The sequence below is a fragment of the Rhodococcus ruber genome (assembly GCF_016804345.1).
GTDB lineage: Bacteria > Actinomycetota > Actinomycetes > Mycobacteriales > Mycobacteriaceae > Rhodococcus > Rhodococcus ruber.
Genome location: NZ_CP044211.1, coordinates 2515174 through 2530165 on the forward strand (window position 1 = coordinate 2515174; position 14992 = coordinate 2530165).

Genomic DNA, 14992 nt, shown 5'->3' on the forward strand with positions numbered 1-14992 from the left:
ACGGTCCGCGGCGGCCGGGTTCGCGGCGAAACACGAACGAAACACATGTCCGATTTGCGTTCACTGCGCTGAAACAGCGCGGCGCTCCCACCGAAACATCACCACAGCATTCTTCTCTCGACGACGCGCTGACCGGCGCGGCCAACAGGGAGGTTGCAAGTGGAGGAAGTGGTGAACACCGGCGACGCGGCATGGATGCTGATATCGGCGTCCCTGGTGCTGTTGATGACGCCCGGTCTGGCGTTCTTCTACGGTGGCATGTCGCGCACGAAGGCCGTCCTGAACATGATGATGATGTCCTTCGGGGCGATGGCGGTCATCGCGGTGATCTACGTGCTGTGGGGCTGGTCGATGTCCTACGGCACCGAGGACATCGGGGGCATCTTCGCCAACCCGTTCCAGATGTTCGGTCTGCAGGGCGCCATCTACGACGACGCCGGTGAGTTCCTGCCCGGTCTCGGCGACTATCCGCAGATCATCGACATCGCCTTCCAGGTGACCTTCGCGGTCGTCACCACCGCCCTGATCAGCGGTGCCCTCGCCGAACGCGTGAAGTTCGGCACCTGGCTGACCTTCGCCGCCGTCTGGGTCACCGTCGCGTACTTCCCCCTCGCCCACATGGTGTGGGGTGGCGGCCTGCTCTCCGGCTCCGAGGACGGCCTCGCCGCCAAGATCTTCGGCACCTCCGACGACGGTGAGGGCGGGCTCGTCGCGACCGTCGCGCCCATCGACTTCGCCGGTGGCACGGTCGTGCACATCAACGCCGGCATCGCCGCGCTCGTCCTGGTGCTGATCATCGGCAAGCGCGCCGGGTTCGGCCGCACGGCCTTCCGTCCGCACAACCTGCCGTTCGTCATGCTCGGCGCCGCGCTGCTGTGGTTCGGGTGGTTCGGGTTCAACGCCGGCTCCGCGTTCGCCGCCGACGGCGTGGCCGGCCTGGCCTGGGTCAACACCACCACGGCCACCGCCGCCGCGATCCTCGGCTGGCTCCTCGCCGAACGGATCCGCGACGGCAAGGGCACCAGCCTCGGTGCCGCCTCGGGTGCCGTCGCCGGCCTGGTCGCCATCACTCCGGCGGCCGGTGCGCTCAGCCCGGTGGGCTCCATCGTGCTCGGCGCGGTCGCGGGCGTCCTGTCCGCCCTGGCGGTCGGCCTGAAGTACAGGTTCGGGTACGACGACTCCCTCGACGTCGTCGGCGTGCACCTCGTCGCGGGCCTGTGGGGCACCGTCGCGATCGGTTTCCTCGGCACCGAGACGGGACTGTTCTACGGCGGCGACTACAAGCAGCTCGTGATCCAGATCGTCATCGCAGTATTCGCCCTGGTCTACACCGGCATCGTCACCGCGATCGTCGCCTTCGCGCTCAAGCCGCTCGGCTGGCGGGTGTCGGAGGAGGAAGAGGCACGCGGCATCGACGAGGCCGAGCATGCGGAGTCGGCATACGACTTCGCGGCCGCCCTCAAGTGATAAGAAGACAGCAGGGCACTGGAGACTGGGAAGGGATGAGGATATGAAGCTGATCACGGCAATTGTCAAGCCGTTCACCCTCGAGGACGTCAAGGCAGGCCTCGAGCAGGCGGGTGTGCTCGGCATGACCGTCAGCGAGGTGCAGGGATACGGTCGCCAGAAGGGCCACACCGAGGTCTACCGCGGAGCGGAGTACTCCGTCGACTTCGTTCCCAAGGTCCGCGTCGAGGTCGTCGTCGACGACGCCACCGTCGACAAGGTGGTCGAGACCATCGTCGAGGCATCCCGCACCGGCAAGATCGGCGACGGCAAGGTATGGGTCACCCCGGTCGAGACCGTGGTCCGGGTGCGCACCGGTGAACGAGGTGCCGATGCACTCTGACCCCAACGGGTCCGGAACTCGCGGCCCTGGTCCCGCTGCCTCCGCAGCGGGATCGGGGCCGCCGGTGTCTGCGGGACCGGCCGGAACCGGCACCGCCGCCACCGACCTCGCCCGAGCCCGAACCCAGCTGCTCTCCGGTGGTGCCCGCCACCGCCGACTCGACGCCCCGGCCCTGCGCCACGCCCTCGTCGACCTCCACGAGTTCTGGCTCGTCACCAAGGGCGCCGAACTCGGCATCGCACCCGACTGCGGCTTCGCCGTCGTCGCCGTCGGCGGCCTCGGCCGTCGCGAGATGCTGCCCTACTCCGACCTCGACCTCGTCCTGCTCCACGACGACATGGACCCAGCGGTCGTGTCCCGCGTCGCCGACCGGCTCTGGTACCCCCTGTGGGACGCCCACATCAAGCTCGACCACAGCGTCCGGACCGTCCCGCAGGCTCTGCAGGTAGCGGCATCCGACCTGACCGCCGCGCTCGGCATGCTCGAAGCCCGCCACATCGCCGGCGACCCCGAACTGAGCAACCTGCTGATCGGGGGTGTGCGGCGGCAGTGGCGCACCGGCATCCGCAGCCGGTTCGACGAGCTCATCGCACTGACCGAGGCCCGATGGGAGCGCAGCGGGCAGATCGCGCACCGGGCCGAACCCGATCTCAAGAGCGGCCGCGGCGGGCTGCGGGACGTGCAACTGCTCAACGCCCTGTCCGTCGCGCAGCTCACCGACGGCATGCCGGGCCTCGGCCCCGACGTTCCCGGCGGCGGGCTCGCGGCCGCGCACCGCCGCCTGCTCGATGTGCGCACCGAGCTGCACCGCGTCGCCGGCCGGCCCCGCGACCAGCTCCGCGCCCAGGACGCGGACGAGATCGGCGCCGCCCTGCGCATCGGCGACCGATTCGACCTGGCCCGCGTGCTCACCGAGGCTGCGCGGACCGTGAGCTACTCGGTGGAGGTCGGCGTACGCACGGCCGGGAACGCGCTGCCCCGCAAGGGACTGTCCCGGTTGCGGCGCGTCCCCGTCCGCCGTCCCCTCGACGAGGGTGTCGTGGAGCACGGCGGGGAGGTGACGCTGGCCCGTGACGCGAACCCCCGCAAGGACCCCGGTCTGATCACGCGGGTCGCGGCGGCCGCGGCGCAGCACGACCTGCCCATTTCCGCGTCGACTCTCGGCCGGCTGGCCGACAACGCACCGGAACTGCGCGAACCGTGGCCGCGCACCGCACTGAACGACCTTCTCGTGCTGCTCGGTTCGGGGACCCGCGCGATCGACCCCATCGAGGCCCTCGACCGGACGGGACTGTGGGGCCGCCTGCTGCCCGAGTGGGGCGCCGTGCGGGATCTGCCCCCGCGCGATGCCGTGCACATCTGGACGGTGGACCGGCACCTGGTGGAGACCGCCGTGCAGGCCGGAGGCCTGACCACCCGCGTCGCGCGCCCCGATCTGCTGGTGCTCGGGGCGCTGCTGCACGACATCGGCAAGGGCCGCGGCGGCGACCACAGCGTCGTCGGAGCCGAACTCGCCACCCGGATCGGACGCCGGATGGGCCTGTGGCCCTCCGACGTCGCCGTGCTGTCCGCGATGGTCCGCCACCATCTGCTGCTTCCGCACACCGCGACCCGGCGCGATCTCGACGACCCCGCCACGGTGGAGTCCGTCGTCGAGGCCATCGACGGCGACCCGGTGCTGCTCGAACTGCTGCACGCACTCGCCGAGGCGGACTCGCTCGCGACGGGCCCGGGAGTGTGGGGCGACTGGAAGGCGGCGCTCATCCGGGAACTGGTCCGGCGCTGCCGGCTGATGATGGCGGGGGAGGAGCTGCCGCACCCCGATCCGATCGACCCCCAGCTCGCCGGGCGGGCGGAACAGGGCGGCATCCACGTCGACCTGCAACCCGGGGAGAACCCGCACGCCTACACCGTGACGGTTGTCGCGCCCGACGAACCGGGTCTGCTGTCCGACGCCGCCGGAGTGCTGGCACTGTACGGCCTGCGCGTGCTGTCCGCCTCGGTGGGCAGCCACGCCGGCAGCGCGGTCAACAGTTTCGCCGTCGCCCCGCTGTTCGGGTCCCCGCCGGCGGCGGGCCTGCTGCGGCAGGAACTCGTCCGGGCCCGCTCCGGGGATCTGGACCTGCTCGCCACACTCGCCGCGAAGGAGCACGCCGCCCGCGAGGCGCAGCTGCCCGAACGACCGGAGCGGGCCGTGCCGGGCACCTACGCGCAGGCGCCTCCGCACCTGATCTGGATCGACGCCCCGGAGCAGGGGCAGGCGATTCTGGAACTGCGCGCCGAGGACCGGCTGGGCATGCTGTGCCGGCTCGCGGACGCGTTCGAACGGTGCGGTGCCGACGTGCGGTGGGCCCGGGTCGCCACTCTCGGACGCACCGTCGTGGACGCGTTCTGCATCGACCTCGCAGGCTCCGACACCCGGGAGAACCGGGAGCGGATCGAGCGGGCCGTGCTGGCCGTGGTGCCCGCGCCGGAACCGAAGAAACCCGAGGACAACGGCTGAGCGTGGGGCGGGCGCTCGTGCACGTGCGAGAACTCGTGCCGCGAACGGCTACCCTGGAACGCAGAACTGTCCGCATCTTCGCCAGACCCAGGAGCGCATTCGGTGTTCGAATCCCTTTCCGACAGGTTGACCGGAGCCCTCAAGGACCTGCGCGGCAAGGGGCGCCTCTCCGACGCCGACATCGACGCGACCGCCCGGGAGATCCGCCTGGCGCTGCTCGAGGCCGACGTCGCGCTTCCCGTGGTGCGCTCGTTCATCGCCAAGATCAAGGAACGTGCCAAGGGCGCCGAGGTGCACGGCGCGCTCAACCCCGCCCAGCAGGTCGTCAAGATCGTCAACGAGGAACTCGTCGGGATCCTCGGCGGTGAGACCCGCCGGCTGCAGTTCGCCAAGACCCCGCCCACGGTGATCATGCTCGCCGGTCTGCAGGGTTCCGGTAAGACCACCCTCGCCGGCAAGCTCGCCAAGTGGCTCAAGGACCAGGGACACACCCCGCTGCTCGTCGCCTGCGACCTGCAGCGACCCGGTGCGGTCACCCAGCTGCAGATCGTCGGTGAGCGCGCCGGCGCGACCGTGTTCGCCCCGCACCCCGGCACCTCGATCGGCGGAGGCGAGAACCCGCTCGGCATCACCGCCGCCGACCCGGTGAACGTCGCCCGCGACGGCATCGCAGAGGCCCGCGCCAAGCACTACGACGTCGTCGTCGTCGACACCGCCGGCCGTCTCGGCATCGACGAGGAGCTGATGGCCCAGGCCGCCGGCATCCGCGACGCCGTGCAGCCCGACGAGACGCTGTTCGTGCTCGATGCCATGATCGGCCAGGACGCCGTGAGCACCGCCGAGGCGTTCCGCGCCGGTGTCGGCTTCACCGGCGTGGTGCTCACCAAGCTCGACGGCGACGCCCGCGGCGGTGCCGCCCTCAGCGTCCGTGAGCTGACCGGCCAGCCGATCCTGTTCGCGTCCACCGGTGAGAAGCTCGAGGACTTCGACGTCTTCCACCCCGAGCGCATGGCCAGCCGCATCCTCGGCATGGGCGACGTGCTCACCCTCATCGAGCAGGCCGAGCAGGTCTTCGACGCCCAGCAGGCCGAGGCCACCGCCGCGAAGATCGGTTCCGGTGAGCTCACCCTCGAGGACTTCCTCGACCAGATGATGGCCGTGCGGAAGATGGGGCCGATCGCGAACCTGCTCGGCATGCTGCCGGGTGCGGGCCAGATGAAGGACGCCCTCGCGAACGTCGACGAGAAGCAGCTCGACCGCATCCAGGCGATCATCCGCGGCATGACACCGGCGGAACGCGCCAACCCGAAGATCATCAACGCCTCCCGGCGGCTGCGGATCGCCAACGGCTCCGGCGTCAAGGTCTCCGACGTCAACCAGCTCGTCGACCGGTTCTTCGAAGCCCGCAAGATGATGGCCGCGATGGCCGGGCGCATGGGCATGCCCGGATCCCGCAAGCCGCAGCGCGCGAAGAAGGGCAAGAAGGGCAAGAAGGGCGGCCGCGGGCCGACCCCGCCGAAGATCAAGGGCGGGTTCCCCGGCGGCATGCCCGCCGGCATGCCCGGCATGGGTGGGATGCCCGCCGGGTTCCCGGACCTGTCGAAGATGCCGAAGGGCCTCGACGAGCTGCCGCCCGGTCTCGAGAACTTCGACCTCTCGCAGCTGAAGTTGCCGAAGAAGTAGACCGCCGTGGCGTTCACCCTGCGCGGACGGTCCCTGCCGGACGGCGAACCGATCGAGCTGTGGATCGACGACGACGGCACGTTCGCCGCCGAGCCGATCCCCGGGGCCGAACTGCTCACCGCCGACGGCTGGATCCTGCCCGGTCTCGTCGACGCCCACTGCCACGTCGGGATCCGCTTCGGTGGCGGCGCGGAGGACGCGGACGGGCTGATCGCGCAGGCCGTCACCGAACGCGACGCCGGGGTACTGCTACTGCGCGACGCGGGATCCCCGGTCGACACCCGGCACCTCGACGCGCGGGCCGACCTGCCGCGGATCGTGCGCGCGGGACGGCACATCGCCGCGCCCAAGCGCTACATCCGCGGCCTGCCCGTCGACCTCGACGACGAATCCCAGCTGCCGGATGAAGTGGTGCGCCAGGCCCGTGCCGGCGACGGCTGGGTCAAGCTCATCGGCGACTGGATCGACCGCGGCACCGGCGATCTCGCCCCGCTGTGGTCGGACGCGATCCTCGTCGAGGCCATCGCCGCGGCCCACCGGGAGGGAGCGCGGGTGACCGCGCACGTGTTCGGGGAGGACGCGCTGCCCGGCCTGCTCGCCGCCGGGATCGACTGCCTCGAACACGGCACGGGCCTGACCGACGACACCATCGCCGCGATGGCCGCGCAGGGCACGGCCCTCGTGCCGACGCTGGTCAACATCGACAATTTCCCGGAGATCGCCGACTCGGCCGCCCGGTTCCCGGTCTATGCGGCGCACATGCGGGACCTGCACGCCCGCGTCGCGGACATCGTCGGCGCCGCCCACGACGCCGGAATCCCGATCTATGCCGGCACCGACGCCGGCGGCTCGGTGCGGCACGGGCGCATCGCCGACGAGGTCGCCGCCCTCGGGAAGGCGGGGCTGACCCCGACCGAGGCGCTCGCCGCCGCCAGCTGGGCGGCCCGCACCTGGCTGGGACACCCGAGCCTCGAACCGGGCACGCCGGCCGACCTCACGGTGTACGCGGACGACCCGCGCAGCGGCCCGGACGTGCTGGCCCGGCCCGATCTGGTGATGCTCCGGGGTGCCGTCGTCACCCGCCGCGCCGCCCGCACATGACCGCCCCCGAACCGCCCGACCCGGGGACCGCTGCGGCTCCCGCGCTGCCCGCACCGTCCCGGCCCGCACACCGGTGGGGTATCCCCGCCGCGCTGGCGGTGCTGGCCGTCAACCTCGTCGGATTCACGTTGGGACCGATCCTGGCCGGGGAGGGCTTCGTCGCCGAGACGTACGTGCTCGCCATCATGGCCCCCACCCTGCTCGCCGGGGCGGCGGCCCTCGCGTTCAGCGTGTGGCGGGGCTGCGGGCCCGTCGCCGACTTCGGTCTGCCGCGGTCGTGGGCGGAGTTCCGCGACCAGCTCGGGGTCGGTCTGCTCGGCGGGGGGATCGCGCTGCTCGGCGCGTTGATCCTGGCGGCGATCCTCGTCGTCGCCCTGGGAATCGACGCCGCCGATTCCCCGCTCACCGCGCTGGTCGGGTTGCCCACGGGGTGGAAACTGCTGCTCGTGGCCTGGGTGTGGTTCGGCGCCCCCCTCGGCGAGGAACTGATGTTCCGCGGCATGCTGTGGGGGGCGCTCGAACGCCGGCCCGACCGGTGGTGGGGACGCCCGATCGGCGTCCTGACGATCACCACCGTCGTGTTCGCCGTGTGGCATCAGGAATGGTGGCGGCTGCCGGTGCTGCTGTGGGGCGGCGCGGCGATGGGGTTCGCGCGGCTGCGCGGCCGGTCGGTGTTCTCGTCCTGGGTGGCGCACTCGCTCAACAACACCCTGCCCGCGTTGGGTCTGCTGCTGCTGCTCTGACCTGTCGTTTTCGTCCCGCCGGGTGGATCTGGCAGAATGGACCGCTGTCGTCGCATCCGGTTACGCACCGCGCGGCGGTCACAGGATAGAGGCAAAACCGGGCGTGCCAGAAGGGCGCGTCGTCCGAATTGCACGTGACAGGCGTATTTCGCATGCGCCGAAGGAGATTCGCAGCAGTGGCTGTCAAGATCAAGCTCACCCGTCTCGGCAAGATCCGCAACCCGCAGTACCGCATCGTGGTTGCCGACTCGCGCACCCGCCGCAACGGCCGCGCCATCGAGACCATCGGCAAGTACCACCCGAAGGAAGAGCCCTCGCTGATCGAGATCGACTCGGAGCGGGCCCAGTACTGGCTCGGCGTCGGTGCACAGCCGACCGAGCCGGTCGAGAACCTCCTCAAGATCACCGGCGACTGGCAGAAGTTCAAGGGCCTGCCCGGCACCGAGGGCACCCTGCGCAAGGCCGAGCCCAAGCCGTCCAAGCTCGAGCTGTTCCAGGCTGCCCTCGCGCAGGCCGAGAACGCGCCGGCTGCCGAGGCCATCACGCCCAAGAAGAAGAAGGCCGCCAAGGAAGACGCCGCGGAGGAGTCCTCCGAGTCCACCGAGGCTGCCGAGTAATGAGCGCCGTTGTCGCCGATGCCGTCGAGCATCTCGTCCGTGGAATCGTCGCCAACCCCGACGACGTGCGCGTCGAGCTGATCACGGGCCGTCGGGGGCGCACCGTCGAGGTGCACGTGCACCCCGACGATCTCGGCAAGGTCATCGGTCGCGGTGGCCGCACCGCGACCGCCCTGCGGACCCTCGTCTCCGGCATCGGTGGCCGAGGGATCCGCGTCGACGTCGTCGACACCGACCAGTAGGCGCACCGCGGTGGAGCTCGTGGTGGGCCGTGTCGCCAAGTCGCACGGCATCAAGGGTGAGGTGGTCGTCGAGATTCGCACCGACGAACCCGAGGAGCGCTTCGCCGTCGGCGCGGTGCTGCACGGCCGCAAGCCCCGCGAGCAGACCCTGCAGACGTACACGGTGGAAGCCGCCCGGGAACACTCCGGGCGGCTTCTGCTGCGCGTGCGGGGCGTCACCGATCGCAGCGCCGCCGACGCCCTGCGCGGCACCCTGTTCGTCGTCGACAGCGCCGATCTGCCGCCGTCCGACGACCCGGACGAGTTCTACGACCACGAACTCGAGGGACTGTCCGTACGTATCGTCGAGGGCCGGCCCGACGCCGGCACCGAGATCGGCACCGTTCGCGAGGTGCTGCACACCGCCGCCGGCGAACTGCTCTCCGTCCGGCCGGCCGGCGACGAACAGCGCGAACTGCTGATTCCGTTCGTCACCGCGATCGTGCCGACGGTCTCGCTCGCGGCCGGTGTCGTCGAGATCGATCCGCCCGAGGGTCTGCTCGACCCCGACTTCGGTTCGGAGACATAGCCTCCCGTGCGTTTCGACGTCGTCACCATCTTCCCCGAATACCTCGAGCCGCTGCGCGTCGCGCTGCTCGGCAAGGCGATCGGCAAGGGACTCGTCTCCGTGGGGATCCACAACCTGCGGGACTGGACCCACGACGTGCACAAGGCCGTCGACGACGCCCCGTACGGCGGGGGACCGGGCATGGTCATGAAACCCACGGTGTGGGGGCCCGCCCTCGACGACGTCCTCGCCGGGCCCGACGGCGAACCCGACCCCGACGTGCTGCTCGTCGTCCCCACCCCGGCCGGTGTGCCGTTCGACCAGGCCACCGCGCAACGCTGGGCCGGCGAGAAGCGCATCGTATTCGCCTGCGGCCGCTACGAAGGCATCGACCAGCGCGTCTTCGACGACGCCGCGCGCCGGGTACGCGTCGAAGAGGTCAGCATCGGCGACTACGTGCTCATCGGCGGCGAGGTCGCCGTCCTCGTCATGACCGAGGCCGTCGTGCGGCTGCTGCCCGGCGTCCTCGGCAATCAGCAGTCCCACCAGGAGGACTCGTTCTCCGACGGGCTGCTCGAGGGCCCCAGCTACACCCGCCCCGTCAGCTGGCGCGGCCTCGACGTGCCGCCGGTACTGCTGTCCGGGGACCACGCCAAGGTGGCCGCGTGGCGGCGGGAACAGGCGCTCGAGCGCACCCGCGAACGCCGACCCGACCTGCTCGCCGACTGACCCACGCTCAGTGCGTCCCGGCGCTGCCGAACACCGTGCGGACCACCTCGGTCACCGTCTCCCGCGCGTGCTGCGCGCTCGCATCCCCGGTCGCATCGAACAGCGCCGTGTCCGGCAGATCGGTCCACCGGTCGTCGTCCGCGTCGTAGTGCACGAGTTCGCGGGAGAGCACTACCAGCACGTACCGCTCGTCGTCCCCGACGAACCCCGTGGACAGATGGATCCAGCGCCCGTCCAGGCAGCACATCCAACCCTGCTTGACGCCGAGCCCGGTGGTGTCGCTCAGCCCGTCCGGCAACCCGAATCGCTGGTCGTACCCGTCGGCGCCGACGGGGCCGGCGGCACGCAGGTGCCCCAGGATCGTCGCCCGGCCCCACTCGTCGAGCCCGCCCGTGCCGTCGAGCAGATCCGCGTACCAGGTGAGCAGGTCCGACGCGGTGGTGACGGTGTTCCACCACAGCCCGTCCGCCGGCGCGACGGTGCCGGTGAGCGCGTGCCGCGCGGCGGTACGCTCGACGATCTCCGAGTCGCCGTGCCGGAACCACAGGTCGTTCGCCGCCGAATCGTCCGACGACTCGAGCATCGCGGTGATCCGGTCGTAGTCGCTGCCGCCGAGCGGCAACTCGCCCGTCGCCGCCCGGTACAGCAGGTCGTCGGCGATGAACAGCTTGGCCACCGACGCGGTCTCGACGGGTGTGTCGACGCCGCCGACGACCCGGAGCCCGGTCCGCCGGTCGAGCGCGGCGATCGTGACGTCGGCGCCGCGCCCGGCCGCGGTCGCCGCCGCGGCCGTCATCCGATCGGGCAGCGAACCGAGTGGTTCGAGCGGACCGGGGGACTCGACGCCGGCGGACGGCAGGGCGACCGGCGACCCGACCGGCTCCGGGCCGCACGCCCCCACCGTCGCTGCGGTCAGCAACGACAGCGCCAGCATCGCCCAGCGTCCGCCGCGCACCCGGGACATATCCACCCTCCTGTTGTCGATTGTCCGACGAACTCGTCCCACCGTCGAGGAGACGCGCACGCCCCTCCGCGTCACCGAGGGCGGAGGAAGGATAGCGGTAGGGTCGACCGCTGTGACGACCGCTCTCAAGACCGTGAATCAGCGCATCGCCGAGGAACTCGCCGTCCGGGAAGGTCAGGTCGCCGCGGCGGTCGACCTGCTCGACGGCGGCGCGACGGTGCCGTTCATCGCCCGTTACCGCAAGGAGGTCACCGGCGGGCTCGACGACGCCCAGCTCCGGCAGCTCGAAGAACGCCTGCGATACCTGCGTGAACTCGACGAGCGCCGCACGGCGGTGCTCGAGTCCGTCGAATCCCAGGGCAAGCTGGACGACGAGCTGCGCACGCAGATCCTGCTCGCCGACACCAAGGCCCGGCTCGAGGACATCTACCTGCCGTTCAAGCCGAAGCGCCGCACCAAGGCGCAGATCGCGCGGGAGGCCGGTCACGAGCCCGTCGCCGACGCCCTCCTCGGCGACCCCACCACCGACCCCGCGCAGTACAGCGCCGAACAGCTCGACGGCGCCCGCGCCATCCTCGTCGAACGCTTCGCCGAGGACGCCGACCTCGTCGGCGAGCTGCGCGAGGCGATGTGGACCCGCGGCCAGCTGAAGTCCACCGTGCGTCCCGGCAAGGAAACCGAGGGTGCCAAGTTCGCCGACTACTTCGAGTTCTCCGAGCCCTTCCCCGACCTGCCCTCGCATCGCATCCTGGCGGCGCTGCGCGGCGAGAAGGAGGAGGTGCTGAGCCTGTCGCTCGAACCGGACTCCGAGGAACCCGAGCCCGGGCAGCGCACCTACTACGAAGGCCGCATCGCCACCCGCTTCGGCATCGCCGACGAGGGCCGGGCCGCCGACAAGTGGCTCCTCGACACCGTCCGCTGGGCGTGGCGCACCAAACTGCTCGTCTCCCTCGCCCTCGACATCCGCATGCGGCTGCGGCAGTCCGCCGAGAAGGACGCCGTGGACGTGTTCGCCGCGAACCTGCGCGACCTGCTGCTCGCCGCCCCCGCCGGCACCCGGCCGACGATGGGACTCGACCCCGGTTTCCGCACCGGCACCAAGGTCGCCGTCGTCGACGCCACCGGCAAGGTCGTCGCGCACGACACGATCTATCCGCACCAGCCGCACAACAAGCGGGACCAGGCCCTGGCCACCCTGGCGCGGCTCGTCGCGCAGCACGGTGTGGAACTGATCGCGATCGGGAACGGCACCGCCTCCCGCGAGACCGATGCCCTCGCCACCGAACTGATCGCGAAGTCCGGCGCCACGAACCTGACCAAGATCGTGGTGTCCGAGGCCGGCGCGTCCGTATACTCGGCGTCGGCGTACGCCTCGAAGGAACTGCCGGACCTCGACGTGTCGATCCGCGGTGCCGTGTCCATCGCCCGGCGCCTGCAGGACCCGCTCGCCGAACTCGTCAAGATCGATCCCAAGTCGATCGGCGTCGGCCAGTACCAGCACGACGTGTCCGAGACGCTGCTCGCCCGCTCCCTCGGCACGGTCGTCGAGGACGCGGTCAACGCCGTCGGTGTGGACGTCAACACCGCGTCGGTGCCGCTCCTGGCCCGGGTGTCGGGCATCACGTCGTCCCTCGCCGAGAGCATCGTCGCCCACCGCGACGGGAACGGGCCGTTCCGCACCCGCAAGGACCTCACCGCGGTGCCGCGCCTCGGCCCGAAGGCGTTCGAGCAGTGTGCCGGCTTCCTGCGCATCCCGAACGGCGACGATCCGCTCGACGCGTCGAGCGTGCACCCCGAGGCGTACCCGGTCGTGCGGCGCATCGTCGACACCGCGGGCGGCGGCGTGCGCGAGCTGGTCGGCAACACCGCAGTGCTGCGGCGCCTGCGCGCGGAGGACTTCGTCGACGACCGCTTCGGTCTGCCCACGGTCACCGACATCATCGCCGAACTCGAGAAGCCGGGCCGCGACCCGCGCCCGGAGTTCAAGACCGCGACGTTCGCCGCCGGCGTCGAGAAGGTCGCCGACCTGAAACCCGGCATGGTGCTCGAGGGCGTGGTCACCAACGTCGCGGCGTTCGGGGCGTTCGTCGACGTCGGGGTGCACCAGGACGGTCTCGTGCACGTGTCCGCGATGTCCCGCAGCTTCGTCAAGGACCCGCGCGACGTCGTCAAGTCCGGCGAGGTGGTCAAGGTCAAGGTGCTCGATGTGGACGTGCCGCGGCAGCGGATCGGCCTGACGCTGCGCCTCGACGACGAGATCCCCGCTGGCGCCCCGTCCGGCGGCGGCGACTCGCGCGGTCCGCAGGACCGGGGCGGACGCCGGCCGGGTGGCCGGCAGCAGGGCAAGCGTCAGGGCGGGCAGGGGCAGGGTGGTCACCGCGGGGACCGTCGCCAGGACGCCCCGCCGGCCGCCGGCTCGATGGCGGACGCGTTGCGGCGCGCCGGATTCGGCAAGTAGACGCCGCCGGGCCGCGCCGACTACCGGCGCGGCCCGGTTCCTGACATCCTCGGGAGCATGCAGCCCACGGTGACGACCGGCCGCGCGCCGAAGGACCCGCCCCGCCCCGCCGACGAAGTCCCGAGGGCGATCGCGCCGTGACGGCCGTGACCGAGTGGCTGCAACGCGAGATCATCGACCGCGGGCGCCTGCCACTGCTGTTCTTCCTGCTCGGATTTCTCCTCGCGTTCCTGTTCATCCGGTTCAGCGTCCGCATGATCCGCGCCCAGGTGCGCTGGTGGCCCGGCAACGTCACCCCCGGCGGCCACCACGTGCACCACGTGGTGTTCGGCGTCGTCACCATGGTGATCGCGGGCGGATCCCTCATCGCCGTCTACGAGGACGGCACGCAGACCACCGGGGCGGCCCTGGCCACGCTCTTCGGCATCGGGACCGCGCTCGTGCTCGACGAGTTCGCCCTGATCTTCTACCTCAACGACGTGTACTGGGAGCAGGAGGGACGCGTCTCGGTCGATGCGGTCTTCGTCGCGATCGCCGTCACCGGCCTGGTGCTGCTCGGCCTGCAGCCCCTCGAATTCGCCGACATCACCAACTTCCGGGAGGACCCGTCATGGGTGACCCGCACCCTGATCGCCCTCTCCGCTGTCGGAAATCTGGCCCTCGCGGCGGTCGTGCTGGCCAAGGGCAAGATCTGGACGGGCCTGGTCGGTCTGTTCGTCTTCCCCCTGCTGCTGGTCGGGGCGGTGCGCCTGTCGCGGCCCGGCGCACCCTGGGCCCGCTGGCGCTACACCGGCAAGACCCGCAAGATGCGCCGCGCGATCGAACGCGAGCGGCGCTACCGACGCCCGGTGATCCGGGCGAAGATCTTCGTGCAGGACCTCGTGGCAGGCAAGCCGACGATGGACACCGTGCAGGGAGCCGTCCAGCACTCCCGCGTCGCCGCCGAAGCCGAACTGGCCCGCACCGTGCACGCCGCACCCCCGCCGATTTCCGCCACCCCGGCACCGTCTGGCACAATTGACGGGTTGCCCGGCTCGGGCACGCATACCTGACCTGGGCACGAACCAGTCGAGCACCGCCTTCCGGTGGATGCCGCTCGGTTCCTCTGCTCATGCGAACAAGCGAGGATGACAACCGATGAACACCCTGGACTTCCTGGACGCCAAGTCCCTGCGCGACGACATTCCGGACTTCCGTGCCGGCGACACCCTGAACGTGCACGTCAAGGTCATCGAGGGCTCCAAGGAGCGCGTGCAGGTCTTCAAGGGCGTCGTGATCCGTCGCCAGAACGGTGGCATCCGCGAGACCTTCACCGTGCGCAAGGTCTCGTTCGGTGTCGGCGTCGAGCGGACCTTCCCGGTGCACAGCCCCAACCTCGCCAAGATCGAGGTCGTCACCCGTGGTGACGTGCGCCGCGCCAAGCTGTACTACCTGCGCGAGCTGCGCGGCAAGGCCGCCAAGATCAAGGAAAAGCGCTGATCGTCACGCGCTGACCGTCAGGCCCCGAGTAGCCCGGTCCGGATCCGTTCCGGGCCGGGCTACTCTGATTCGGTGGC

Annotated in this window: 14 protein-coding genes; 13 read left to right on the forward strand and 1 reads right to left on the reverse strand. The window is 71.0% G+C overall.

Annotation, left to right across the window (positions count from 1 at the left end; all coding sequences use genetic code 11):
- The first annotated feature begins 159 nt into the window (after window positions 1-159).
- The 10 genes from F1734_RS11780 to trmD all read left to right on the forward strand — a co-directional run bounded on the left by F1734_RS11780 (window position 160) and on the right by trmD (window position 10014).
- Window positions 160-1467 (forward strand): ammonium transporter, encoded by a 1308-nt coding sequence (locus F1734_RS11780; protein WP_010592763.1) that lies wholly within the window; start codon window positions 160-162, stop codon window positions 1465-1467.
- A 43-nt stretch (window positions 1468-1510) separates the two neighbouring features.
- Window positions 1511-1849, forward strand: a complete 339-nt coding sequence (locus F1734_RS11785; protein WP_010592762.1) for a P-II family nitrogen regulator — start codon at window positions 1511-1513, stop codon at window positions 1847-1849.
- Entirely contained in the window at window positions 1839-4352 is a 2514-nt protein-coding gene (locus F1734_RS11790) for a [protein-PII] uridylyltransferase (protein ID WP_203011715.1), read from the forward strand. Before F1734_RS11785 ends, F1734_RS11790 begins: the two co-directional genes overlap by 11 nt.
- A gap of 102 nt (window positions 4353-4454) precedes the next feature.
- Window positions 4455-6035, forward strand: a complete 1581-nt coding sequence (gene ffh / locus F1734_RS11795; RefSeq protein WP_010592760.1) for a signal recognition particle protein — start codon at window positions 4455-4457, stop codon at window positions 6033-6035.
- A 6-nt stretch (window positions 6036-6041) separates the two neighbouring features.
- Window positions 6042-7136 (forward strand): amidohydrolase family protein, encoded by a 1095-nt coding sequence (locus F1734_RS11800; protein WP_203011718.1) that lies wholly within the window; start codon window positions 6042-6044, stop codon window positions 7134-7136.
- Window positions 7133-7879 carry a CPBP family intramembrane glutamic endopeptidase gene (locus F1734_RS11805; RefSeq protein WP_010592758.1) on the forward strand — a complete coding sequence of 249 codons (747 nt, stop codon included), beginning with the start codon at window positions 7133-7135 and terminating at the stop codon, window positions 7877-7879. The genes F1734_RS11800 and F1734_RS11805 overlap by 4 nt, the downstream gene beginning before the upstream one ends.
- 176 nt (window positions 7880-8055) lie before the next feature.
- On the forward strand, window positions 8056-8496 hold the full coding sequence (gene rpsP, locus F1734_RS11810) for a 30S ribosomal protein S16 (RefSeq protein ID WP_017680547.1): 441 nt from the start codon (window positions 8056-8058) through the stop codon (window positions 8494-8496).
- Complete coding sequence (locus F1734_RS11815; RefSeq protein ID WP_003939023.1) at window positions 8496-8738, forward strand: RNA-binding protein; 243 nt, start codon at window positions 8496-8498, stop codon at window positions 8736-8738. Before rpsP ends, F1734_RS11815 begins: the two co-directional genes overlap by 1 nt.
- A 10-nt stretch (window positions 8739-8748) precedes the next feature.
- On the forward strand, window positions 8749-9306 hold the full coding sequence (gene rimM / locus F1734_RS11820; protein WP_010592756.1) for a ribosome maturation factor RimM: 558 nt from the start codon (window positions 8749-8751) through the stop codon (window positions 9304-9306).
- A 6-nt stretch (window positions 9307-9312) separates the two neighbouring features.
- On the forward strand, window positions 9313-10014 hold the full coding sequence (trmD, locus tag F1734_RS11825; protein WP_010592755.1) for a tRNA (guanosine(37)-N1)-methyltransferase TrmD: 702 nt from the start codon (window positions 9313-9315) through the stop codon (window positions 10012-10014).
- 7 nt (window positions 10015-10021) lie between these two features.
- Here the strand turns inward: trmD and F1734_RS11830 are convergent, their stop codons facing one another.
- Complete coding sequence (locus F1734_RS11830) at window positions 10022-10978, reverse strand: hypothetical protein (RefSeq protein WP_010592754.1); 957 nt, start codon at window positions 10976-10978, stop codon at window positions 10022-10024.
- A 112-nt stretch (window positions 10979-11090) separates the two neighbouring features.
- Between F1734_RS11830 and F1734_RS11835 the strand changes: the two genes are divergently transcribed.
- The 3 genes from F1734_RS11835 to rplS all read left to right on the forward strand — a co-directional run bounded on the left by F1734_RS11835 (window position 11091) and on the right by rplS (window position 14915).
- Window positions 11091-13436 (forward strand): Tex family protein, encoded by a 2346-nt coding sequence (locus tag F1734_RS11835; RefSeq protein WP_010592753.1) that lies wholly within the window; start codon window positions 11091-11093, stop codon window positions 13434-13436.
- Between the two features lie 146 nt (window positions 13437-13582).
- Entirely contained in the window at window positions 13583-14488 is a 906-nt protein-coding gene (locus F1734_RS11840) for a hypothetical protein (RefSeq protein WP_026137709.1), read from the forward strand.
- An 85-nt stretch (window positions 14489-14573) separates the two neighbouring features.
- Window positions 14574-14915 carry a 50S ribosomal protein L19 gene (gene rplS, locus F1734_RS11845; protein WP_003939017.1) on the forward strand — a complete coding sequence of 114 codons (342 nt, stop codon included), beginning with the start codon at window positions 14574-14576 and terminating at the stop codon, window positions 14913-14915.
- The last annotated feature ends 77 nt before the right edge of the window (window positions 14916-14992 follow it).